The organism is Alcanivorax sp. (genome assembly GCF_040118815.1).
Taxonomy (GTDB): Bacteria; Pseudomonadota; Gammaproteobacteria; order Pseudomonadales; family Alcanivoracaceae; genus Alcanivorax.
This window is the reverse complement of sequence record NZ_JBEDTC010000016.1, coordinates 1-26,086: the sequence shown is the minus strand read 5'-3', so window position 1 is coordinate 26,086 and position 26,086 is coordinate 1. Positions and strand designations below refer to the sequence as shown.

General features: G+C 54.0%; 9 protein-coding genes. 6 read left to right on the top strand and 3 right to left on the bottom strand.

Annotated features, from left to right (window positions below; genetic code table 11):
- Positions 1-17 precede the first annotated feature (17 nt).
- Positions 18-3,122, top strand: coding sequence for a type I restriction endonuclease subunit R (locus ABNH18_RS13215; RefSeq protein ID WP_349383279.1), 3,105 nt, complete (start codon positions 18-20; stop codon positions 3,120-3,122).
- Complete coding sequence (locus ABNH18_RS13210; protein WP_349383278.1) at positions 3,122-3,841, top strand: M48 family metallopeptidase; 720 nt, start codon at positions 3,122-3,124, stop codon at positions 3,839-3,841. The genes ABNH18_RS13215 and ABNH18_RS13210 overlap by 1 nt, the downstream gene beginning before the upstream one ends.
- 16 nt (positions 3,842-3,857) lie before the next feature.
- On the opposite strand, the gene ABNH18_RS13205 is transcribed toward ABNH18_RS13210, so the two are convergent.
- Positions 3,858-4,043 carry a hypothetical protein gene (locus ABNH18_RS13205; protein ID WP_349383277.1) on the bottom strand — a complete coding sequence of 62 codons (186 nt, stop codon included), beginning with the start codon at positions 4,041-4,043 and terminating at the stop codon, positions 3,858-3,860.
- A gap of 213 nt (positions 4,044-4,256) precedes the next feature.
- Complete coding sequence (locus tag ABNH18_RS13200) at positions 4,257-4,919, bottom strand: hypothetical protein (RefSeq protein WP_349383276.1); 663 nt, start codon at positions 4,917-4,919, stop codon at positions 4,257-4,259.
- A 1,123-nt stretch (positions 4,920-6,042) separates the two neighbouring features.
- Here ABNH18_RS13200 and ABNH18_RS13195 point away from each other — a divergent pair.
- The 4 genes from ABNH18_RS13195 (at position 6,043) to ABNH18_RS13180 (ending at position 9,540) form a co-directional block, all read left to right on the top strand.
- Entirely contained in the window at positions 6,043-6,477 is a 435-nt protein-coding gene (locus ABNH18_RS13195) for an Xre family toxin-antitoxin system antitoxin (RefSeq protein WP_349383275.1), read from the top strand.
- Between the two features lie 723 nt (positions 6,478-7,200).
- The gene (locus ABNH18_RS13190; RefSeq protein ID WP_349383274.1) at positions 7,201-7,779 is read left to right on the top strand and encodes a recombinase family protein; all 579 of its coding nucleotides are present in this window, start codon (positions 7,201-7,203) and stop codon (positions 7,777-7,779) included.
- 217 nt (positions 7,780-7,996) lie between these two features.
- On the top strand, positions 7,997-8,587 hold the full coding sequence (locus ABNH18_RS13185; protein ID WP_349383273.1) for a TetR/AcrR family transcriptional regulator: 591 nt from the start codon (positions 7,997-7,999) through the stop codon (positions 8,585-8,587).
- Entirely contained in the window at positions 8,584-9,540 is a 957-nt protein-coding gene (locus tag ABNH18_RS13180) for a DMT family transporter (protein ID WP_349383272.1), read from the top strand. The genes ABNH18_RS13185 and ABNH18_RS13180 overlap by 4 nt, the downstream gene beginning before the upstream one ends.
- 1,707 nt (positions 9,541-11,247) lie before the next feature.
- Here ABNH18_RS13180 and ABNH18_RS13175 read toward each other — a convergent pair.
- Positions 11,248-26,070, bottom strand: a complete 14,823-nt coding sequence (locus ABNH18_RS13175; protein WP_349383369.1) for a DUF5801 repeats-in-toxin domain-containing protein — start codon at positions 26,068-26,070, stop codon at positions 11,248-11,250.
- Positions 26,071-26,086: the final 16 nt, after the last annotated feature.

Genomic DNA, 26,086 nt, shown 5'->3' with positions numbered 1-26,086 from the left:
GAGGGAGAGCAACCATAGTGTTTTATGACGAGCTGAATAAGGTCGAGCAGCCTGCGCTGGCACAGCTACAGCAATCCGGTTGGCAGTATGTGCCGGGGGAGGCGCTTAGCCCGGCGTCAGGTGAACGCAGCTATTACCGCGATGTGGTGCTGGTGAAACGGCTTGAGGCCGCCCTGCGCCGCCTGAACCCGTGGATAAGCGACGAAAACCTGCGCAAGGTGCTGCGCGAGTTTACCCACCCGAATTTTGCCGGCTTGATTGAATACAACCAGGCCCTGTGGGAAAGGCTCTGCTGCACCGGCGATCACGCGCTTTCCGTGGAGCAGGATCTGGGCTCGGGCCGTAAGGGTCAGACGGTCACCGTTATCGATTTCGACAACCCGGCCAATAACGACTTTCTCTGCACCAGCCAGTTCAAGGTGGAAGGGCCGAACCAGAACGTCATTCCCGACATTGTCTGTTTCGTGAATGGCTTGCCGCTGGCGGTGATTGAATGCAAGTCGCCCTATGTGGCCGATGCCATTGGCGAGGGCATCAACCAGCTACGCCGCTACGCCAACCTGCGCCGCCCGGAAGATTTTGAGGGGGCGCAGAAGCTGTTCTGGTATAACCAGTTGATGGTGTCCACCTGCCGGGACCAGGCCCGGGTCGGCACTATCAGTTCCATGGCCCAGCATTATGGCGACTGGAAGGATGCCTACCCCTATACGGATGCGGATATTCGTGGGCTGCTGGCGAAGCCGGTGGCCGATAACGGGGTGGCTGGGGCGAACTATAACGTTGCAGATATTCCCTCGATCGCTTACCTGGAGCACGTTAAGAAGGTGGCCGCAGGCGAGGCGGGGCAGAGTGACATCACCGCCCAGCAACGCCTGCTCATGGGCATGTTCAGCCGCGATACCTTCCTGGACTTGATTCGCAACTTCATCCTGTTCGAACCGGTGGAAGGCCGCTTGATCAAGAAGGTGGCCCGTTACCAGCAGTACCGGGCGGTGAACAAGGTGATTGAGCGGTTGAAGCATGGCACCACCCGCAAAGAAAAGTCCGGGGTGGTGTGGCACACCCAGGGCTCGGGCAAGTCGCTCACTATGGTGATGTTGGCGGTGAAGATGCGCCGCGACCCGGAGCTGCAAAAGTACAAGCTGGTGTTCGTCACTGACCGTACCCAGTTGGACAGCCAGCTCTCCGCCACTTTCCGCGATGCCCAGAACGAAACCATCCATAACGCCAGTTCGGTGACCAAGCTCAAGGAACTGCTGACCAAGGATGCCTCTGACATTGTCACGGCCATGGTGCAGAAGTTTCAGGACGCGGAGGCCGAGGGCGACTTCACGGATCTAAATGCTAGCGACAACATCATCGTGCTGGCTGATGAGGCTCACCGCACCCAGTTTGGTGGCCTGGCCGCCACCATCAACGCGGCCCTGCCCAATGCCCCCAAGATCGGCTTTACCGGCACCCCGTTGCTGAAGAACCAGAAGATGGATCAGGCCTTTGGCGGCTACATTGATCAGTACAAGATCAATGAGGCGGTGGAAGACGGCGCCACGGTGCGCATCATCTACGAAGGCCGCCAGGCCCAGACCCAGGTGGTGGGCGAATCCCTGGACAAGCTGTTCGACGAATACTTCAAGGACAAGAGCGACGACGAGAAGCGCGAGATCAAGAAGAAGTACGGGGTAGAGCGGGCGGTGCGTGAAGCCCCGGCACGGATTCGCTGGGTGTGCCTGGATCTGCTCAAGCACTACCGGAAGCATATCCAGCCCAACGGCTTCAAGGCCATGGTGGTGGTGGGCAGCCGCCATGCGGCCACGCTGTACAAGAAAACCCTGGATGAACTGGGCGCGCCGCTGTCCGAGGTGATTATCAGCGGCAACCACAATGATCCGGGCTATATCGCCCAGTACACCGACAAGACCCAGCAGAAGCAGGCCATTGATGCCTTCAAGAAGCCCCTGAACGAGAACCCGCTGGCCTTCCTGATAGTGAAGGACATGCTGCTCACCGGCTTCGATGCCCCCATTGCCCAGGTGATGTACATCGACCGCAGCCTGAAGGATCACACTCTGATGCAGGCCATTGCGCGGGTGAATCGTACCTACAAGGGGAAGCAGGCGGGCTTTGTGGTGGATTACTACGGCCTGTCCGATTACCTCACCGAGGCGCTGGAGCAGTTCAGCAGTGATGACGTGGAAGGCACCTACGTCACCCTGAAGGACGAGATCCCCAAGCTGAAGGCGGCCCATACGCGGGTGGCGCAGGTGTTCGCTGGCCTCAAGGGCTCTGATATCGATGACTATGTCCTGTTCCTCAAGGACGAAGACATCCGCCAACAGTTCGAGCTGGCCTACAAGCGCTTTGCCCGGCAGATGGATGTAGTGCTGCCCGACCCGGCGGCCAAGCCGTTTATTTCTGACCTGAAGCTGTGGGGCAAGGTGCAGAATGCCGCGCGCAACCGCTACCGCGACCCGGGCCTGAATATCGCCGATGCCGGCGAGAAGGTACGCCAGCTGGTGGATGAACACATCATCAGCACCGGCGTCGACCCGAAGATCCCACCCGTGGACTTGATGGCGGCTAACTTCCGTGAATCGGTGGAGCAGATCAAATCCCCGGAATCCCGCGCTTCGGAAATTGAGAGCGCCATCAAGCATCACATCACAGTGAATCTGGAAGAAGACCCGGAATACTACCGTTCTTTAAGCCTGCGCCTGCGCGACATTATCGAAAAGAATAATGGTAAGTGGAAGCAGCAGCTGGAGCTGCTGCTGGATATGGTCGGCACCCTGGAAAGCGAGCATAAACAGGCCGCGGAAGATCTGGGGCTGACCGAAACCGAGCTGGCGTTCTACAACATCTTGATGGCAGAGGTGATCGAGCACGGAGGTGAAGAGGTAGTCAGCGATACCGTCCACGACGAGATCAAGACTACCACCCAGGCGCTGGTGGAGATGTTCGACGAAGCCACCCAGATCGTGGATTTCTTCAAGAAAGGCGAAGAGATCAAGCGCATGAAGAAAGCCATCAAGCGGGCGACCCTGGACTGCAGCTTTGGCGACAAGGCGATTGTGAATGTGGTGCAGGAGCGGTTTATGGATTTGGCGAAGACGAAGTTTCGGTGATGGCCAAACCTCAGACCCCTGAATACCGTGACGCCAACGGCTTTATTGCCGAGGTGACCCGAACCAGCCGCCGCAAGTCCGCGGACATCCGGGTGGAAGAGGGGGCCGTGTCGGTGGTGGTACCGGTTGAGACCTCGTTAGAGCGAATCGATGAGCTTCTGGCGGCCAAACGCCGCTGGATCAAGGAAAAGATAGCGCTCCACCAGGAAATGTCCCCACCGAGCAGCAAACGCTACGTATCTGGCGAATCCTTCTCCTATCTGGGGCGGAACTATCGTTTGAAAGTGGAAAAGGGCCCCTTCGCCCCTGTGAGGCTGTTACAGGGCCGTTTGGTGGTATCAGTGCCACAAGGCTCAGAACAACCCCACATGATCCGCAATGCTTTAATCCGTTGGTACAAACGCCAGGCTGAAACGAAGTTGAGGGAGAAGGTTACCCGATGGGCTCCTCAAGTTGGTGTCGAGCCATCGGGTGTGGCCATAAAGACCTTCAAGTCCCGCTGGGGCAGCTGCACTGCCAAGGGTGAGCTGCAGTTCAACTGGCAGATCATGATGACACCGAACCGCATGGTGGATTACGTGGTGGTGCACGAGCTGTGTCACCTCATTCGTCATGATCATTCACCGGCGTTTTGGGCGGAAGTAGAGAAAACGCTGCCTCGTTATGAGGAAAACCGGGAATGGTTGAAACAAAATGGCCATGTGGTGGCAGCACTATAAGCCCCAAACGCCTCCCTCACTCATCAGCATCATCACCCTCACTGCCCCCCCGCTCTTCCAGCTGCACACTGCTAACGGGAAACAACGGAATAATTTGAGCGGGCTCATCTTTGCGCTCAACAAGATCCCAAAAGATATGATCTCGCGGAAATTCGTGAATCGTGGCCATCACACAACCTTTAAGTAGTTGATACTTATTCACTCATGGCTCGGCGCAAAACCCGTTGAGGTCCTGCCACCAAAAGCCCTTTCCTGCCCTTATTCAAACAGCATATGGAAATAAATTTCCCACCAGTTGGGAAATTTCCACAATTTCCATCGCTTGGAAATATAGACAATAAATTTCCAAACAAAATCACTAACCTATTAATTAATAAGTAATTTCCATCATGGAAATTCAGGAAACAGGCGGAAATCAGGCTAGTGGGCGAGTTTTTGCCTGCTTGTAGCGTCCCTGCCACCCCAATGCGATATCCGGAACAGGAAAATTTCCACGACGTGCTCGTTTCCACTCGGATTTGGTGAATGCGGCGAGAGAATACGCTTGAGACCGAACTCCTGAAAACGTTGGAACCCTGCGCAAGCTATGCATTATCTGTCGAACACCATCATCGCGCTGACTGCGGGCAGATTTGCGAATTTTGTCTCGCCATTGCGCCAATGTCACATCCTGCATTCGCCAGGTCCAGCGAGGCTTGTCTGCACCTTTTTTCGTTTCCCTTACAAGTTCATAGCCGCTATACGCCACCCTACCCGCTTTAGATTTGGCATCTGATAGCGTTTCAAGCTGGGTTACCAGGCCCTCACCCTCCTCTCGGACCAGTAGCCACCAATGGATCTGCTCTTGCTCTTCCAGAAGCACTAGCCTCGCGGGAGCCTCCCCTTTTTTAGTTGCACGCCAACGCTGTTGCGATGTTGAACAGACACCGTAGCGATCATGCATTTTGAGGACGAACGCGAGCGTTTTTCTGGGAGACAAGCTCCCTGAGGTATAACGACTATAGCCACGGGATATCTGGTTCAAGAGCTCCCTGAAAGCACCGGTGCGAGTTAGATGAACCGGGGTTAGATTTTCCATGAAGAGACTCGCTCTTGTAGATAACGTCGTATAAGAATGTAGCATTTCGGTAGAGATTGTTGAAAGAGATTCCGGGGAGGGCGTCACGCCCTCCCTATATCTGCATGAACCCATCCAACTGGATAGTGCGGATCTGTGAAATCGGCGACAGCCGGTGACAGATCGAGATCCATGATGGGTATGCCTTGTGTTTGATAAGGAGGATTGCCAATCCTCCAGGCTGACCAGGCCGCCAACCTGGCCAGCCAAGCTGCCGCCGAAGCCGGATGCCCGTAATTGGGCTCGTCCGGCTACGACGGGCGCTCGGGGCTGCAATGCCCCGTTCGACCCAATCCCATGGGTGATTGGGCGACACGGAAACGGGAGCCACGGCGACGTGGCCAACCCTGTTACTGGCAAAGAGGTGAGAATCCTCATTGAGGGGTGCTGGAAACGGTACAACTTGATCCTGGCCTGTGGGCTGCTGAGGGCATCGTGAGGTGTCAGGGCGCTGAGGAGAAATCTAGAAGCGTTGGTACTGTCTGGGGCAACCTGGGCAGATCGCTGTATAGCTCAAGCAGGTAAGTGCATCGGCAGACGATGCATCCGGGTAAGTCTGTGTAAGCCGTGACTTTGTGAGTCTGGCTATGCGCAATGAAGCACCATGTTCGGTAAGAGAGCTGCTTTGGAATCTCGGGCCTCTGAAATCTTGGAGACAGGTAAAGAAAAGCATGGTGTGGAGTGCAGCGGCGTACACAGCCGATGTGGGTAACTAACGTGGGAATCTCTCATTTCTGATACCGGCTGGCACTGGTATCACACGGAATTGAGAGAGGGAGAGTGAGTGAGTAGGCGCGAAAACGATCAGGTGATATAGCCGAATCCTGGTTGTGAGAGGGATCCAGCGGTTGGCCCCGCCCCTCCAGAAGCTGAAAGCTCGCGGTGAGCAGCGTAAACACGTTGAAAGGCAAACAAACCCCGGCAGTTGGCGCTGCCGGGATATCCATTAAACCAACTCGATCTATCGCTAGTTCGAAGGAGTGTCATTGAAGCCCCTACCAAGGGGAATCATAAAGGCCAATACGGCCAATTCAGCCGCCCCACTGGGGCGGCTTTCTATATCCACCTCAGTTAAGATATCCATATGGAAAACAAAACGAAATCTAGTCCTTCGCTGGTAGAGAAAATCATAGGCGCAGAAAACATCAATCACTCTAGCGTGATTGATGTGGCAAAGGCAGGCCTACCCTTCCGCGCCATCATCACTCTTGAAAAAGCACTAAAGGTTTCTCGAAGAGAAATTAGTCAAGCCCTTCAGATTGAACTCTCCTCAATGAACCGTCGGGAGAGTAGCGGGAAATTGCGTGCAGAAGAATCTGATCGTGTACTGAGACTAGCAAACATCTTCGACCAAGCTACAGAACTGATGGAGGGAAACGGAGACTCTGCAGCTCAGTGGATGGTCACGCCGAGAGAAATATTAGATGGCGAGAAACCGCTCATGCACTCGAAAACAGAGACTGGCGCCAAAGAGGTTGAAGACTTGATTAATCGTATCCGATATGGAGTTTTCAGCTGATCCCGCCCCCCCAATTCAATATTCTTTTCGAACAATGTATTACCCCATCCCGCCCAACCCCCTCTTGGCAAGCAAAAGCATTCCCAGGAAACTTTTTCCCTTACAGCATACCTGCACCGCTCCCGGATGAAGCCTTGCTACTAAGCTCCCAACCACCATAGATAAATGTTCTCAGATAAAGTCCTTATAGAAATAAAAAATAAAGCCACTCGTTTACAGTCAAACTCAAAGTATCAAGTCTTAATTTTACTACACATTATGTAGTACATATTCTGTAATACACATTGTGTAGTTTCATATTTTTATGTGTATATGCCGATTAGGCAATCCAAAACATCCCTGGGCGGGCAAAAGTTTCCTCAGGAAACTTTTAGGAGTTCTGGCATCGTAACCACACCTCTCTAAGAATAACCTGGGGGTCTATTTGAGCCGCCTGCCCTTCTGAATCACCCAGAGCTCCACCGCGCTCATCAAGCGCTGAAAAGTTTCCTCAGGAAACTTTTTGGGTTTATAGCGTCAAAAAATCACCATTATGCGATATCGCTTTTAACTGATCGCACCCTGTACCTTATTTATCATTTGTATAAATGCACCGTTTTGGCTATACCCAATAGATACACTTATTTAAATACGAAAAGCGTACCTTTATAGGTCCATTATTAATAATCGGAACACCGTACACCCAACCCCTTAGATTTATATCGGTACACCGAAGAGGAAAGCATGGCAGAAGTAGGATATATCCGCGTCTCTACCGTCGACCAGAGAAGTGAGCGCCAGTTAGATGACGTCGAGCTGGACAAGGTCTTTGAGGACAAGTGCTCAGGAAAGGACACCAACAGACCTCAACTACAAGCTTTGATGAACTATGTCAGAGAAGGTGATGCAGTCCACGTTCATGACATCTCTCGCATGGCTAGGAACCTGGAGGATCTAATCTGCATAGTTAATGAACTGACAAAGCGAGGAATCCAGGTGTCTTTCCACAAAGAAAGCTTAACCTTCACAGGAACCGCAAATCCTATGCAGGACTTGATGTTGAACATGCTTGGAGCTGTGTATCAGTTTGAGCGTTCTATGCTCTTGGAGCGACAGCGGGAAGGAATCAAAAAAGCAAAAGAAGAAGGGAAATATCAAGGCAGAAAGGCCAGCGTGGATAGGGAAGAAATTATGGCTTTGCTGGCATCAGGCTTATCTATAAGGAAGACAGCTGAAGCAGCTGGTGTTGCGGCATCTACAGTTCAAAGGGTAAAGGCCGAATCAGCCGCAAGGATAGATCGGGAATTAGGAATAAATGGTTGACGCCCCCCCCTTCCCGTCAATCTCGCAATCTTTCAAATGTATGATAGACCTACGCCTCAGCTGCTTAGGCGATCGAGAGCCTGCCTCCAGCAAGTAACAACTTCACTGTCTCGAATCTCCTGTTTTATTGCCGTCATGGCATCGGTATATGTCATGCTTGACGTTACACCATGAGTAGGTAGACTGGTCTACATACCTTTAATGTCGAGGCTTCACCGTGACCACACCTCCCAAGCAAGCGCCCAAGAGCGCCCATGACCGTCTGCTCGATGCGGCTGCAACGCTATTCTACAGCGATGGCATCACGGCAACGGGCATCGACACCATCGTGAAGCGGGCGGGGGTTGCTAAGAAAAGCCTCTACAACAACTTTTCTTCGAAGGCCGACCTAGTGGCGTCCTATCTAGAGCAGCGCCATGCGGAGTGGCTCATGTTGTATGAAACTCGTCTACGCCAAGCAACTAACACTCACGACAAGGTGATGGCGGTGTTCCTGGCCTATGAGGACCATGCCGAGCACGCCTATGAACGTGGCTTTCGCGGCTGTGGGCTACTGAATGCTGCGGCAGAGCTACCTGCAGGAGATGCGGGCAGAGCAGTGGTTCGAGGCCACAAAGAGCAAGTGGAAGCGCTGCTGGCTCAGCATGTCAGCGATATGCTTGGCGATAATCCGCAGCGAGCCGCCCAACTGGCACATCATCTCGCCTTCCTACTCGAAGGTGCCATGGCGCGCGCTGGCTTGGAGGGGCGCAGCGACTGCCTACGTCAAGCGCAAGGCATGGCGGCGGCCATGCTGAAGGCGTTATGAACCGCACAACCCACGAGCGCCTGCTGGGGATCACCGCAGTACTTATTGCTGCCGTCCTGTGGGGAACCACCGGTACTGCGGCGACCTTTGCCCCGGACGTCAGCGCCGTGGCGATCGGTGCCGTGGCCATGGGCGGCGGAGGCATGATGCAGGCTGCCCTCTTTGCCAGAGGAATCCACCGCCATGCCGACCTGCTGCGAGCACAGTGGAAACACCTGCTGCTGGGCGCCGTCGCCGTTGCGATCTATCCGCTGGCGTTCTATGCCTCGATGCGACTGGCCGGGGTCACCATCGGCACGGTGGTCTCCATCGGCTCAGCGCCCCTGCTATCGGCTCTGATTGAGTATCACCTGGATGGACTTAGGCTCACTCGCCGCTGGATGGCCGGCGCGGGGCTCGGGATAGCAGGCATGGTGTTACTGTGTCTGGCCGAAGGAAGCGGCCATGTGCCGATCGGAACGGCATCGGCCGTAATCCCAGGTGTGCTGTTGGGGCTGCTGGCCGGCCTCACCTATGCCCTGTATTCGTGGACGGCACGCCGCCTCATGCAGCGTGGCATCGCTCCCAGGGCCGCCATGGGAGCCACCTTCGGGTTGGGTGGCCTGATGCTGATGCCGGTGCTTATGGTTACTGGAGCCTCACTGCTGGACTCATGGGAAAATGCCACAGTAGGGCTCTACATGGCTCTGGTGCCGATGTTCCTGGGTTACCTCTGCTTCGGGCACGGCCTCGCGCGTATTCCTGCCAGCACCGCCACGACGATAACCCTTTTCGAGCCCGTGGTGGCAGCGGGCTTGGCCGTGATCATTGTCGGCGAGCGCCTACCGGGACTGGGCTGGGCCGGCATTGTGCTGATTCTGGCTTGCCTAGTATGTATCAGTTCCCCTGTTCAGGTGACCAAACAGCAGCCAAAATGCTCAGTACCAAATAGAAGCGTATCCGGCTCAGGTTGAAGATGATGTTTATATCAACCCGTTAATCCGGATACCCAATAGATCCAACCAAAAAACTGGCGACTCACACATAAACACGGCACATAATGGGTATCCATGCGTGGCTGTTGAAACTATGCAATAAAGCAAATTTTCTCTCACCGCGTAGCGGCCAACCCCTGGCTGGCGCAGTCATTCCCCTAGCTCCCCAAACCCCCATTACGGCAGGAATTTGGTTCACTAAGAGAATGACTGCGCCATTTAATTTGGCATTACAGCCTGCCGGTACTGTCACCCACGGCCAGATATGTCCCTCACGACAGTCAGTAACGGTCCTGGCTTATTCCAGGTGCTCTGCTCTCTCTCTGGTCGACCATGGTGGCTCCGCGCTCCGGCAACGCCTCTCAACCCCTAAAGCTGCGAGTAGGCGCATAATCCCGCGCGACCCCCTGAGCATCCTCTGTCCAAACCACAAGCCTCAGCAGCCAAGCCAAAGCGAGGGTCGTCCGGTTGTTACGCCGGAAGGGGCGATTACAGCGACAAGCCCAGCGATACAGCCCCACAGGTTGCGGTGCGACCCGCTCTGTATGGGGAGGACGTGCAAACAAGCCGCCGGACCCGGGGGCTTGCGTTGCCGCATTCCTGACCGGGCCGGCGACTCACTGGTAATTTGCGGTTACGGGGGTTCAGCATTACACTAACCTCGTCAAACCGTGCTTACCTATGTGAGCCGCCAAAGCCCTCGAAAGACGTCCGCCAAGACAAGAATTTCGAGGGCTTTTTTCTTTCCGGCAGGAAAGTTTTTAGACACAGAACTGCTTTCCAAAATCAGGTTTTGGACGCAATTGAATCAATGACTTACCTACCGGATCGGCAGGTTTTTTTGGAAGGGATAAAAATTAGAAAGAGCTGCAAAATCAGCAGCTTAAGTGTTTTCTGAGAAGCAGACTCATAATCGATTGGTCCCAGGTTCAAGTCCTGGTGGGCCCACCAATTTTTCGCACGCTGCAAACAAAAATTCCCACAGCTTTCTGCAGAACAAGCTCTGCTCAGACCCATTGAGGCACTGATCCGGTCGCCCCCACGAGCAGCCCGATAAGAAACATCGTTATCCTCAACCGCTTCGTGTTTTTTTATATTTTTTCTTACGCTTTATTCCATTATGGATAACTACCCATCTCTCCCCACCAATCTACACAATAAAATTCCCAACCTGCTGGGCAAACCTAATCTCTAAGCCACCCCCGAGTTGAATTCGATAGCATCCCCAACAATACCGACGACTTCGTCCGCTGCAGCATCCCCTCACGGGCTGCGGCCTCCTTGGCCGTTTTCGATTCCTGTCAGAAAGCCTGGCCGAGAAAGAAGGCTTTAATCCTGTCGACCTGATGCCCCGTTCTCGAAACTGGTGGCACTGGGGTTACTTGAACTTCATCGCCAGCTGTTTCGAGATCCGCAGCACCCTCAGGTCAGCACTAACCCGGCTTCAGGACATTGGCGAACCATACTCAGAATCCAGCGACCCATGGTCTAACGGCAATGGGCCTGTATGCGGCTAGCCCCAGTCGTGCTATTTGCTGATGGATCTCCGAATGAGCGGCAATCTTCAGCTTACATCCAGAAGTAAAGGAACGTTTTTACTGCCCCCCCCCTGACACCTCGACCAGGCGGCAACGCTGGCCTTCCGGTTCATGAAAGCACTACATTGCCGCTCAACATCTCCCACCTTTAATCAATCACGAGGAGGACATTCATCTGCTCTGACACATTTAACGTAGCACCATCAACCGCACTGGTATAAACCGTGTAACCACCACTGCTTCCAGTATTCGTCCAGCTATCACTGATATAAACGTCATCGCTAGAGTCCCCTTCTATTGTCAAAGTGCCACGCGCATCAGTCATATCTAAAACATCCTGGATACTAAGACCTTGAGAGGCATCGCCAATGCTATTGCTACCCGTTATGCCCGCATCCAGAACCTCTACATTATCAAGGTTCGTGGCTAAATCGCTGGCGGAGACGTCCTCACTAAAGCGCAACTGAATGGTATCGTCACCAGCATCGGCATCGATCGCCAAGCCACCATACAACAGAACGTCATTACCCGCGGATGGTGCCACCGTACTAACCGTAGCGGTAAAACTATCCGTAGTCGCTGGGCTGACATCCAGGCCATCTACGGTTTCGGCGCTGACGTTTACGGTATAAGTCCCTGCTTTTTGGACAAAGCCCAAGTCACCTAACTGGCCTTCACTTAAACCGCTAATGCTGTAGGTGTCATTGAGCTCATCGTAGTTCACCTCCGTTGTTAGCAGGCTCCCCTCCGCATAAAAGCTCGCGAATTCGCCTAATCCCGACAGCTCCAGATTCACCAGCTCGTCTTGATCGATTAAGGAAGGGTTAACATCAATCGTGATGACATCCCCTTCTGCTCCTGCAGCATTTTCAGGAGTAATGGATAAACCATCAGCCACAGGATCAATTGTGACGTCAAAATCGATACTCGAGGACTCGACATCAAGCAGCGCGCTTTCACCTGTTAAGGCTGTCAGCGTCAACGCGAGTGTCACGCCACTAACGTTCAGTGGCGGACGTACACCAATAAATGCCGGCAATTGCCCACCCACTATTGGAATGGACCAGCCGTTGGCCCCAGCATTATTGGCTAAAACCGCTGAGCCTGAGTCGGTCCCGGTATATACCAAATAGCCTGTCGGCAGACCAGCAAGAAGAACAGAGCTAATCGTTTCGGATCCGTCTGTATCAACCAAACCGGTACCGGAAACATCCAATTCGATTAGCGTATCTTCATCACCAGAAACATCATTTGCGGCCAGATTAAAGCCGTCGTTGACTGGGTAAACCGTCGCTGCACCTTCTCCGTCATCGGCTGCTCCAGAAGAGCTCGACACAATATTCGCAGCGCCCGTTTCCTGCGTTTGAACCCATGCTTGCAACGCAACCGAGCCGGTTTGATTCTCTGGTGGTTGATACGTTAAGGCTATGCTACTGCCATCGCCGTTTCCGGCAACCTCCCCGATATCAGCGATATAGTAGTTACCATCCGGCACACCAACCACGCCACTAACGGCTTGAGACGTTAGAGCCATGCCTTGATATGACAAAGTGCCGCCGCTCATACCTGTTTCAGACAGCTGCAAATACAAATTGCCATCTACCACGCTACTGAAGGAACCGTCTGAGGAGTTATCAATGTCTACAGTAAAATTAACCGGCGAATCTTCTCCCACTGCCTCATCATTGCTGATGGTTAGCACTGACGGGTCAGTCACCGGCGCTACCGGCTGCTCAACTGTCGTCGTACTGTCATTACGCTCACCGCTCGCCGCATATGTAGTCAGCGTAGACTGAAAATCAAAATCAGGTTCAGTATTGTCATTCCAGTCCTCAGGCAGGTTGACTTGTATAGCATCGAGAACCGCCTGCAGCGCAGCATCACCACCCGTTCCCGATACAGTCCAGGTCTCTACTCCATCTGCGACGGTAAGGGTCATCCCTGAAACAGTGGTCCCCGCAGGGAAACCCGTAATGGTAATAGCAAAGTCGCTGCTACCTGTTATCTGGGCATTGAGTGCGTCACTCAGATTGAAGGAGACATCTTCCGTAGCATTGAACGCGGGGTCATCCTGCCAAGTATCAATGGTAGCGGGCTGGTCAACTTCAGAATTGGTGTCATCAAAATTTGCCGGGGTGGTAAGCAGAAAATCATCCGATGAAACCTGCTCACCACCGTCCGCGTCTTTGGTAACGACATTGAACGACAGCGACTCACTCAGGTCACTTAGATTCGCGGCGGTACCGGTGAGTGAAAGCTTCATTTCAAAACTGGTTGCACCACCAGAAAGGCTCGTTCCTGTTGCCCCCCCTGATAACAACCATCGACCGGTATTAGGATCTCCAGGTATGTTGCCAATATAAACCGCGTTTTCAACGGTCACACCAGCGGGCACACCATCCACATAAATCTCAGTAATAACCTCGCTGCCATCGTAATCACTGCTATTGCCTGCGTTAGCATCAGGATTCTTGCTCAACGTAGCATTGATCGTTAGTTCAGTATTTTCGGTGGCATGAACGGCAGTGGTGCCCGTGATCGTAGCGGCACCTGCAGGATCGGAAGTGATACTGTCAATAACCAGGGTCGCGGGATCAGTAACTGCTTCAATACTCAAGGTATGTGTGGTATCCGTCCGCTCGGACACAACCGGCAACGATCCGTCTGATGAAGGGTCTGTAATTTCATAACCCACATCAAAGGAGAAGTTTCCGTGAAGGTTAGCGGCGCCCTGCACGTAAATATTATCAATCGCCGAGCCAGTGACTTTATACTCGGTACCATCAAGCACGATACCAGGCTCTCCATCAGCTAACGCCTGCGCCAAAGTTTTTCCGCCGGAACCTAAATACAGCGTGTAATCACCCGTCTCTGCCGCACTCAGGTCAATCCATATTGACGTGAGCGTCTCGTTACCATCGACAATCCTGTCATCATCTTCACCTGGCACCGCCAAACTAAAGTCCACTTTGCCCAGGGTGTCTTCCTGCAGGTTATTGGTACCGGCTTTAATGGCTTCATCGATGCTGGGTGTAACGGTAAACTCTAAATCAACCCCCGGATTAGACTGTGAATCCCCGTCATTTTCAGTGGTAATTGCGACCACATTGGCGGTGACCGTTCCACTAAAGTTAATCGGCAATAGCACTTTCGCTGTAGCCAGCTGATCTTCTGTTAGCAGCCAAGTCCTACCCTCGCCGACGCCGCCGATAAAAGCGCCACCACTGAGGCTAAACTGAGAATCCAGACCACTAATGCTAAGGGTTAGCTTTTCTGAGCCATCGTCGTCAGTCAGTGCAGACGCTGTTAGCACCTGATTAAGCGAGACACTACCAAGCCCTTCAAAGCTTGAGCCTGCGGCATCAGTTGAAGCTTCCGTAAACGCAGGGTTATCTGTCGTTAATACTGCTTCGTCTGCCACCCCTTTGACGATGACATCAATACTTTCAGCATCCGGACCGGAAGTACTGACGAAAGCCCCCAGCTCATCAACGGACACTGCCGACACGCCAATAGTAAAGTCTTCATTACTATGCTCGGGTGGGCGTATTGTCATCGGGGCAGTCCGGTCAAAATCTTGTATTTCCACCCCAACGGTACCATTCCCCAAGCCGTCATCGGTTAGTACCAGCTCCGCACCGTCATAGGTAAGCACCGCATCCGCCGGAATACCCGACAGGGTGACCGTAAAGGTTTCCGATGCGTCGCTATCAGAACTTACCGGACGAACAGATAACGGGATATCTGTATCTTCATCCCCTCTTGCACGCCCGGTTACTGACAATCTTACATCGTCAGCGACTGGGTTTATTGTCCCGGTTAACACCGAGCTCCCGCCTGACCATGTTGATTGATCATTAGTGTCGGGATCCGTATCGATGGTTTTAACCGACACATTCACCTCGAAATAACCAGAAAAATGATCAGGCCCCCTGAATCTGAGTGTATCTAAAAACTCTTCGGGGATTTCAACAGCATCACCGTTAAAGGTTTTGGTGATGAGCCCCGTACCGTCGTTATATTGGAACTGAGATCCAATCGCGCTGACGGAGCCACCAGACGCATCCGTCAATGTCGGGGTGAACAGGGCTAATGTTTGCTCACTGCCATCCTGGTCCTGGTTATTCCAGCCATCCAATGCAGCTTCCTGGCTCATATCGAACCATACGTCTTCCGTAGCGGTAACCGTATAATCATGGTCACCGCTCATGGTCAGATCATCATTGCCATCAACATCACTATCACCAGCCAGTTCCTCCGCGACGGCAGTCACCTCCACCGGAATAGTCAGCTCAGTCTCTACTGGATCACTGGTAACGGCAGCCCCGTCAACAGTGTTACTGTCTTCGGTGGTAACCGTTACGGTAATGTCTTGATCTACGCTGCTATGGGGAGGAGGCGTGATGGTGAAATCTCCCAACACGTCTTCCAGGTTGTAAGCACCCACGGCGGTAATGGTGTAGTTCGTTCCATCCGTCGATACATCCCAGTCCGCGCTAGCGGCAGGTGCGGTTACTTCCCATCCTACTGGTATTTCGAAGGTGGCCTTGGTAATCACTTCAGTGCCCGTCCCAGGGTCAGTGATTTCAATATCGTCCATGAAGGCAACAGCGGTGTCTTCAGGCGTTGCCACATCCGACCCGGCAACAAGCCCCACATCCCCTGCGACAGGCGTGACATGAAGATTCAGTGTGACGGTATTGTTCGAGGTATCGGCTTCGGCCACACCATCGACCGTGCTACCACTATTGCCTGCATTAAACCCGTCACTATCTTTATCTTGTGCATTGATAGTGATGCCAATGTTCTCCAGGTCGCCACTGAAGTCTGCCTCGGCTCCAATGGTGATATTGGGAAAACTACCGATCTCTCCTGTTTGGCCATTTGTGCCGTTCTTGTCCTGCACGGTGATATCAGCACCGGCCGCCACCTCCGTGCCATTAACCAGGATCACGGCACCACTGTTATTTGAGATAGTAATAGAACGCTCTTCTGAGCCATCCAAATCTGCAAATGCCGCCTCAAGAATATCGTTAACCACAAAGGCGGTATCTTCCTTAATGGTTACATCGGCATTAGTTTGTCCGCCATCGAAGGAGAGAGCATCAACATTGGCAACATCTCCTGGCACCTTACTATCATCAAAGGTGAGCGCTGCATCATCTGTCACCGCCTGGACATAGACCAAGACAGGGGTAGTGGTGGTTTCCGATCCCGCTGCTGGAATGGGATCGCCGCTATCATCGACTTCATAACTGGTGACAGCCCCTTCCACCGTGAAGTTTTCATGGCTATCCGATGGCGGAAGAATTGTTAAACCTGCAAATTCAGCGGACGACATGGAAAGGTCGCCAATGGCTCCGTTGATGTGCGAACCGTCATTGAGCGTAATGGTGATACTGCCATTATCGCCGCTGACGAACTCATGCCATACCGTTGTGCCATCGGCTTGCAGCAACGTCGCCCCGTCCGGAATACCACTCAATGTGATAACACTGAGCAACTCTGGATTGTCACCCGCATCCAAGCCATTCCAATCTGACGCATCGGTTACCACAGGCGCGTTAAAACCTAACGACACGGCGGTATCTTCATCCGTCTCAACCGATCCCGCAGTAGCCATAAAGGTGGGGGCATCAGCAATCGGGTTGACCGTCACCGTGACAATGGTATTCGTTGCCACGCCACCATTTTCTATAGTGGTGTAGGTAAAGCTGTCTTCACCACTATAGTTGGAACCCGGTGCCGGCGTGTAGGTGATAGTGCCATCGAGATTAACCTCAGCGTTGCCGAACGTAGGCCCGCCGGAAATACTGGTGTTGCTTTGATCCGCATCTGCTGATGAGTTGAATGTGACGGATGTGTCTTCATCTGTTTCAACGGCCTGCGTGCCTGCAGGCACATCATCCACCACTGCAACGTTAAAGCTGCTCGTGGCCGTATCCCCATCGCTATCGGTTACGGTGAAGCTAAACGGCAAGTCGATATTAGCTGCTGATGGATGATCCAAGGCACGATCCAACGTGAACGTATATCCGGGACCGCCCCCCCCTGGGAGCTCACCTTTGGGGTCAGTGATGGTAATGGTAAAGACGGTTGCATTAGTGCCGTCGTCGGTGGCTGTCAGCCTATGGCCATCCTGGTCAATGACATAACTCAGGCTTTCCCCATTAGACGTTAACCCCAGAGCGTCAAGCACACCCCTGGTAGCCGTTGTAAACTGAGTCTCAATGCTGTCTTCGGCTTTGGTTACGTCTAGCGAGCCAGTGGCTGTTAGTGAGCCAGGATGCGGAGCTGCACCGGTCGGCAAATTCTCCTCATCGACACGGGCATTATCCGGCGTACCCACCTCGGGCACCGTATCGGTCACGGTAATTTCTTGCGTAGCTGAGCCGGCGCTTATATCCCCGTCGTTATCAATAACGCGATAACTAAAGTCATCGCTCAGTTCTGTGTCGCTTGCGGGTTGCTCATGGTCCGCAGAGTCAATGGGCGTGTATGACCAGCTACCGTCTTGTTGAACGCTGAGCTCACCGAACTGGGTGCTCACCGTCAGCCCGCCATTACCGACCGCTACATTGGTTTGCGCATTCCCGGAACGATCGGTATAGCTGATGTCGTAAACAACACCGCCATCTGCACCTAACGTATCGTTAGCCAACAGGTTATCGCCGCCATTCGCCGAGCCGACCGCGTCCGCGCCTTCGACGACGCTGACCGAGGTGTCGTTGATGGGTATCGCGGGCTCATCATCTTTGAAACTAAAACGATCGCCGATCGCAACACTGCTGGTAACGGTATCGGCATCACCATCCGTAGCAGCGGCCACGATGCTGATGGCATTTTCAGCGATGGTGATTGCATCGTCCGGGTTATTGGTATCCGCGTGCTTCACCGCCCGCTGTTGATCCAGAGTGATCTCGCCGGTGGCGGCATCAATGCTGATCGTTAATACCGTTTGCCCATCTGCGGTGCCGGTAATCAAGGTGCCATCACCATTGGCCGTCAGCACCACCGCCTCATCAGAGGCGGTATCAACCAAACCGCTGGCAATACTACCGTCCACTTCCAGTGTATAAATCAACGCGTCAGTGGCAGCGGCGCCATCAGCACCATAATCCACGTTTGAGAATAGCCCGCTGAAATCAGCAGTATCATTGTTGGCCAGTGTGGTTTCATCGACCTCCAGCGCCACCGCGTTACCAGTGTCCTGAGTGATTACTGGAATATCATCGATGATGCGCACCGCCAGGGTGTCGCTGGCCGTGTCGCCATCTTTATCTTCAAGGCTGACCACAAAGCTCTCGAACACATCATCCCGGCCAGCATCTGGATGGTTCTCATCATCGTTCAGGGTATAGGTATAGCTAACCACCCCGGTGTTTGCATCATAGCCCGTGATCTCCAGCGTATTACCCAAAGCGGTGGTAATCGTCGGTAACGCCTGGGTGACGTTATCATCAACCAGGTTATAGGATGCCCCATCATGGCTAATCGCTAGTGACTCAATCCCATCCGGTGAATTGATCGTAAAGGTACCGTTGGCAGTGACATCACCCGCACCCACTCCGGTGCCATCAACAAGCTTGCTTTCGTTAACCAGAACGTCACCACCGCTTGCCTCTGGCGTTAGGTCAGAAATGGTCACATCTGCATTATTGATGCCCACGGTCAGCGTCGCGGTGCTCCAGTCTCCATCTGAATCGGTGAGGGTGTAGCTGAAGATGTCCTGCACATCACCGGGCGTACCGGGATTACGGCTATAGGTGTAGCTGCCATCGGCGTTTAGCTGCAACGTGCCATAGGTACCATTAATGACACTCCCTACGCTGCCGGAAATTTCCGTATTGACTGAGCCTGCCGTCGCACCGGAAATGGTGGCGCCATCCGCCCCGGTTTCATCCTGCCCCGCCGCATCCGTGATGACATTGCCTGCTATAGGCGCATAGGAGCCTTCCGGTACGGTATCGGTATCGTCAACGGCTGAAGGCTGATCATCATCAATGTTTACGGTAAAACTGCCTGTGGCCGTATCACCATCGCCATCAATCGCCTGATAACTGAAATTCAACGCATGTGTATCCAGCACCAAATGCTGCATTGAACCTTGCAGCTCAAAGGTGTAACTGGCCTGTCCATTACCATCAACCTGGAGCGTAACGGTAAAGACTGGATCCCCAGCCCGCGAGGCGGTGAGGATATTGTCATTAACGGCAACAGCAATATCGCCATTGCCACTGGCGGTGAGCACCCCTGCGAGGGCCGCCTGATCGGCGGTGAAAATGAGCGCATTCCCATTCGCGCCACCGTCAGCACCCAAATCCACATCAAGATTGGTGGTTACAGTCGACGCGTTTGCATCTGGGTTGCTGCCTGTTGGCAAGTGCTCTTCATTGAGAGTGGCAACTGCAGGCGCAGCGCCAATAACCGGCCCATCGTCTGTGAAGACAAATTTATCGCCTATATCAATTGTCTGGCTGCTACTGGCGCTATCACCATCAGCATCCGTAATGGTTGCGGTACCGGTCAGCGTGATAAGACCCGCTAACAGGGCTTGCGTATCACTACTGAAGTCCGCGCTATTAGACTCTGCCGTATCATGATCAATGACAGCGTTTTGCGTGAGTGTCACCACGCCAGTCGCCGCATCCACGGTGATGGTGAACACCGTATTTCCATCCGCCTGTGCCGTAATGGTATTACCGGACAGGGCCACCGTAATCGGCTCTCCATTACTGCTCAGCCCGGTATTTGGATCGGTAACCGCCAATGCATAATTCCATACGGTGCCACCATCACCGTCTTCACCTGCATTTGAAGCAGTAACGGAGAAGGCGCCGGAGAAGTTCGCCGTATCGGTGCTGGTGCCCGAAGCCGTATCGGCATCATCGGTTGTTAGCGCATTTGGTAACGCACCCGTAACGCCAGTTGTAATGCTCGGCCCGTCATCCTTGAAACTAAAACGATCGCCGATCGCAATGCTGCTGGTAACGGTATCGGCATCACCATCCGTAGCAGCGGCCACAATGCTGATGGCATTCTCAGCGATGGTCACTGCATCGTCCGGGTTATTGGTATCCGCGTGCTTCACCGCCCGCTCTTGATCCAGAGTGATCGCGCCGGCGGCATCAATGCTGATCGTTAATACCGTTTGCCCATCTGCGGTGCCGGTAATCAAGGTGCCATCACCATTGGCCGTCAGCACCACCGCCTCATCAGAGGCGGTATCAACCAAACCGCTGGCAATACTACCGTCCACTTCCAGTGTATAAATCAACGCGTCAGTGGCAGCGGCGCCATCAGCACCATAATCCACGTTTGAGAATAGCCCGCTGAAATCAGCAGTATCATTGTTGGCCAGTGTGGTTTCATCGACCTCCAGCGCCACCGCGTTACCAGTGTCCTGAGTGATTACTGGAATATCATCGATGATGCGCACCGCCAGGGTGTCGCTGGCCGTGTCGCCATCTTTATCTTCAAGGCTGACCACAAAGCTCTCGAACACATCATCCCGGCCAGCATCTGGATGGTTCTCATCATCGTTCAGGGTATAGGTATAGCTAACCACCCCGGTGTTTGCATCATAGCCCGTGATCTCCAGCGTATTACCCAAAGCGGTGGTAATCGTCGGTAACGCCTGGGTGACGTTATCATCAACCAGGTTATAGGATGCCCCATCATGGCTAATCGCTAGTGACTCAATCCCATCCGGTGAATTGATCGTAAAGGTACCGTTGGCAGTGACATCACCCGCACCCACTCCGGTGCCATCAACAAGCTTGCTTTCGTTAACCAGAACGTCACCACCGCTTGCCTCTGGCGTTAGGTCAGAAATGGTCACATCTGCATTATTGATGCCCACGGTCAGCGTCGCGGTGCTCCAGTCTCCATCTGAATCGGTGAGGGTGTAGCTGAAGATGTCCTGCACATCACCGGGCGTACCGGGATTACGGCTATAGGTGTAGCTGCCATCGGCGTTTAGCTGCAACGTGCCATAGGTACCATTAATGACACTCCCTACGCTGCCGGAAATTTCCGTATTGACTGAGCCTGCCGTCGCACCGGAAATGGTGGCGCCATCCGCCCCGGTTTCATCCTGCCCCGCCGCATCCGTGATGACATTGCCTGCTATAGGCGCATAGGAGCCTTCCGGTACGGTATCGGTATCGTCAACGGCTGAAGGCTGATCATCATCAATGTTTACGGTAAAACTGCCTGTGGCCGTATCACCATCGCCATCAATCGCCTGATAACTGAAATTCAACGCATGTGTATCCAGCACCAAATGCTGCATTGAACCTTGCAGCTCAAAGGTGTAACTGGCCTGTCCATTACCATCAACCTGGAGCGTAACGGTAAAGACTGGATCCCCAGCCCGCGAGGCGGTGAGGATATTGTCATTAACGGCAACAGCAATATCGCCATTGCCACTGGCGGTGAGCACCCCTGCGAGGGCCGCCTGATCGGCGGTGAAAATGAGCGCATTCCCATTCGCGCCACCGTCAGCACCCAAATCCACATCAAGATTGGTGGTTACAGTCGACGCGTTTGCATCTGGGTTGCTGCCTGTTGGCAAGTGCTCTTCATTGAGAGTGGCAACTGCAGGCGCAGCGCCAATAACCGGCCCATCGTCCAGGAACGTGAAACGGTCGCCGACATTAACGTTGGCGCTTTCCTCATCACCGTCACCATCTGTCGCGGTGGCCACAAGCTGGATAGCGTTGCCGGTCAGGCTCAGCGCATCGTTGTGAGAAGCCGTGTCTGGATGTTGTAGCGGGCGGCTTTGGGTGAGGGTTGCAGCCCCAGTATCCGGGGCAATTTCGATACGTAACGCTTCTGCACCGTTAATATCGCCGACACGGCCAACCACATCGTCGCCGTCCATAAACAGGTAAATATCGGTGCCGGTAGCCACATCAGTGACACCACTAGCCGTGCCATCGGTGACCGCCAGGCTGTAAACCAGCGCCTCTGTATCCGCCGCGCCATCCGCTCCGTAGTCGGGCCCAAACACGCCATCGACAAACTGCGCATTGCTACTGCTGACAGTGCCACCAGCCATATCACTTTCATCAACGGCCAAACTGCCAACCGGTGTCCCTGTGAGACTCACCGTCGGTTCGTCATCGACAATGCTAATGACGACCGTGTTTTCTACGGTATTGCCGTACTGATCTACCGCGGTGTAGGTGAAGGTATCGGTTTCATCTGCACCATCAATATCGTCAACCGGCGTCGTCAGGGTATAGCTATAGGAGCCATCACCGTTGATCGTCAGGGTGCCGTGATTGCCAACCTGATTTCCGGCACTGCCCGGATCCAGGCTCCAGCCGGTCTGTAAATTCAGGCTGCCTGCAGTGGACTCCCTGTCAGACGCTTCATCAGAACCACCGACAAGCCCGGCCTCATCTACGGCGCCGGTCGTACTCACCGGCGAGCCCGTTACATCTTCGACATTGATGGTCAGCGTGGTGGTAGAACGGTCGCCATCCGCATCTTCGACCGTGTAAACAAACACATCCTGTTCATCTGCACTGATCTCGTCCGCATTGGCCGCGTAGGTATAGCTGCCATCGGCAAGCAGGGTCAGGCTGCCGTATTCACCCGCTATAACGTTACCTGTATCGGTGGTGACTTCACTACTGGTGTCCCCACCCGCAGCACGCACGCCGATGACGGCACTACCCGAATTAGTCCAGCCGTCAGCTCCCGCGATATCGTTGGTTAGCACGCCGTCATTGGCATCCACATTCAGAATGGCGCCCTCGGTAACCGTGTCGCCCGCATCCGCTACCGCTACTGGCTCATCATCAACAATGTCGACGGTCACGGTATTAATTACCGTGTTGCCATCCGCATCGACCGCCGTGTAGCTAAAGCTGTCGCTGGCGTTATCTCCTGATGTGGCTTCCGTTAGCGTGTAACTGTAGGTGCCATCGGTGTTGACCTGCCAATCACCATGGGCGCCAGTCCCACTTTGCAAAGCTTCTACCGACCAACCGGCCTGCAAATTGAGATTGCCGCTGGCCGTTTCACTGTCCGCTGCCTCATCAGAGCCTCCAGTGAGTCCGGCCTCATCCACAATGGTTGCGGTGTCCGACGGAGTGCCCGTCACATCAGCCACATTGATGGTCAACGTATTAAACGTTTCGTCTCCATCACCATCGCGCGCCGTGTAGGTAAAGACGTCTTCCGCATTCGCAGTAATCGCATTCGCAGTAGCCACATATTCATAGCTACCATCCGCATTCAGGACCAGGTAACCATATTGACCGTCGATACGGCCCCCGACCCCGCCACTGGACGTACTGCCCGTATCTCCGGCCTCAATCCCGACAATCGCGCCACTAACCGACCAGTCATCCGCTCCAGCAGTATCATTGACCAGCACACCGTTTGCCGCAGCCACTGTCAGGGTGGCGCCTTCGCTAACATTACCGCTATCGGCAACCGCCTCAGGGCTATCGTCAGTGATGTTGATGGTTACCGTATTGATGACTGTGTTGCCATCCGCATCCACCGCCGTATAGCTAAAGCTGTCGCTGGCGTTATCTCCGGAGGTGGCTTCCGTTAGCGTGTAACTGTAGGTGCCATCGGTGTTAACAAGCCAGCTGCCATGGGCACTACTGCCGCTTTGCGCCGCCCCGACCGACCAGCCAGGTTGCAGGCTGAGGTTGCCACTTGTTGTTTCACTGTCGCCTGCCTCATCAGAACCTCCAGTGATCCCGGCTTCATCCACTGCGCCAGTCGTGTCCGTCGGTGTGCCCGTCACATCAGCCACATTGATGGCCAGCGTGGTGGCCGACAAATCACCATCCCCATCCTTCACTGTGTAGGTGAACACGTCTTGCGCATCCGCGCTCACCCCATCGGCAGTGGCGACATACTCGTAGCTACCATCGGCATTTAACGTGAGCGTGCCATACAGACCGACAAGGGCCTGACCGACATTGGCATTCTCAATCGAACCGCCGCCTCCGGCGATCACACCGACTACCGCGTTGCCGTTATCAGCCCAACCATCGGCACCTGCGCTATCGTTAATCAGTACACCGTTCGCCGCAGCCACCGTGAGTGTCGCGCCTTCGCTAACCGCGCCACTGTCTGCAACTGCAGATGGACCGTCATCCTGGAAGATAAAACGGTCGCCGACATTAACGTTGGCGCTTCCCTCATCTCCGTCACCATCTGTTGCAGTCGCCTGCAGGCTAATCACACCATTAGTGATTTTGACTTCGTCATTGGGGGTCAGAGGGTCTTGATGTTGCAGAGCGAGCAGTTGAACCAGTGTGACTTCACCGGTTAATTCATCAACCGTTATAGTAAACGCCAAATCGCCATTGCTATTACGGCCTTCAACCACACCGTTATTATCAAAAAGACTAACCGGGTCACCACTGGCCGTCTCCACAAGGCCCGAATTAACGCTATCGATGACTAATTCATAAACAACGCCATTATCACCATCAGCCCCGTAGCCAATGTCAAAAGCCCCGGAGAAATCAACGGTGGCCTCTGCACCACCCGGAGATCCCAACTGTGTTTCATCAACTTCAGCTTCATCCAGTTTGACGCCGGTAAGGGCTACTTCCGGGGTGTCGTCTGTCACTAAAACACCGAGGGTGCCAGAGCCTGTGACGCTAGTGACTGGATTTTGCGGATCAGCCGCAGTAACGGCCAAGGGGATATCTTTGAGGGCATCATCTGTGCCTTGGGCGCTATGGATTTGTTCGTCAGTTAATTCATAATCGAAAGCCACTTCCCACACAGCAGGTTGTCCATTGGCCGTTTCCACCATGGTGGCACCGTTCAACGTGATCTCACCGTGCCCGGGAACAGTGACGGTTTGAGTGCCATCAAAGGCTTCTATCTCCGCCAAGGTGAACGGTTCACCTCCGATTTCAATCGACTCAAGCCCTGACGGCGCGGTAATACGCAGCACCGCACTGACGGTGTTAGAACCATCGCCAGAGTCCAAACCTTGCTCGTACACAGTGACTTGGCCATCTGCAGTGCCATTATCGTCCACCACCTCGATGGTAGGCGCATCCAACACCTGGGAAGTCGCACTGTTACCGCTAGCTTCGACCTGCAGACTTTCAAAGCCAGGATTGACTCCGCCGTTATCGACAAGGCTGTCAATGGTGACGGTAAGCGCCTCGCTCAGTTCAGAAACAGCGTCGGCATTGCTCGTCACAACAAAGGACGTTGTGGCGTCGCCGCCAGTGATTGTCACATTTGCCGGGAGTGCGGTTATATCACTGCCATTGGCGGCTGCTCCGGTCCAATTAAGGTTCACCGTCACATCTTTACCTACTACTGCCGGTGCCGGATCACCGTTTCCATCGACCAAACTCACGGTGTAGCTGAGGGAACCACCTTCAAGAACCGCCGCGCTATCGACTTCAATAATGGCGTACACGGAGTCAACCGTATCGGTCACCATCACTGTCGACGTCGCGCTGGTGTCCAGGTCTTCATAGTCACCACCGGCTGAACCGGTGATGCTGTAGCTTTGGGTGCCGCCATCGACGTAGACGTCGTCAACGTTCGGGTTCGCGAACGTCACGCTACCCGTGGTTTGGCCCGCCGCGATGGTGATCGTCTCACCATTGCTCAGCGTCAGTACCAGATCACTGTTGCGCGGCGCGTTGTCCACCGTCGCCGTCAGCGTAATGTCAGATCCTTCCGCCACCGTCGGGTTGTCCAGGCTCACCGTGCTGGTGTCGTCCGTGTCGCTCACCACCACCGTCGAGGTCGAACTCGTATCCAGCGACTCATAGTTGCCGCCGCTCGACGCCGCTACGCTGTAGGTCAGCGACTCGCCATCAACGTAAACGTCTTCACCATTCGGGTTCGTGAACGTCACGCTTCCCGTGGTCGTGCCCGCCGCGATGGTGATCTGCTCACCGTTGTTCAGCGTCAGTACCAGGGCACTGCCCTGCGGTGCCGTATCCACCGACGCATTGATGGTGATGTCCGCACCT

What these genes read in the sequence shown, in the direction of transcription:
- ABNH18_RS13210 (WP_349383278.1), top strand. Translation starts at nt 3,122, where the DNA reads ATGGCCAAACCTCAGACCCCTGAATACCGTGACGCCAACGGCTTTATT.
- ABNH18_RS13200 (WP_349383276.1), bottom strand. Translation starts at nt 4,919, where the DNA reads ATGGAAAATCTAACCCCGGTTCATCTAACTCGCACCGGTGCTTTCAGG.
- ABNH18_RS13195 (WP_349383275.1), top strand. Translation starts at nt 6,043, where the DNA reads ATGGAAAACAAAACGAAATCTAGTCCTTCGCTGGTAGAGAAAATCATA.
- ABNH18_RS13190 (WP_349383274.1), top strand. Translation starts at nt 7,201, where the DNA reads ATGGCAGAAGTAGGATATATCCGCGTCTCTACCGTCGACCAGAGAAGT.
- ABNH18_RS13180 (WP_349383272.1), top strand. Translation starts at nt 8,584, where the DNA reads ATGAACCGCACAACCCACGAGCGCCTGCTGGGGATCACCGCAGTACTT.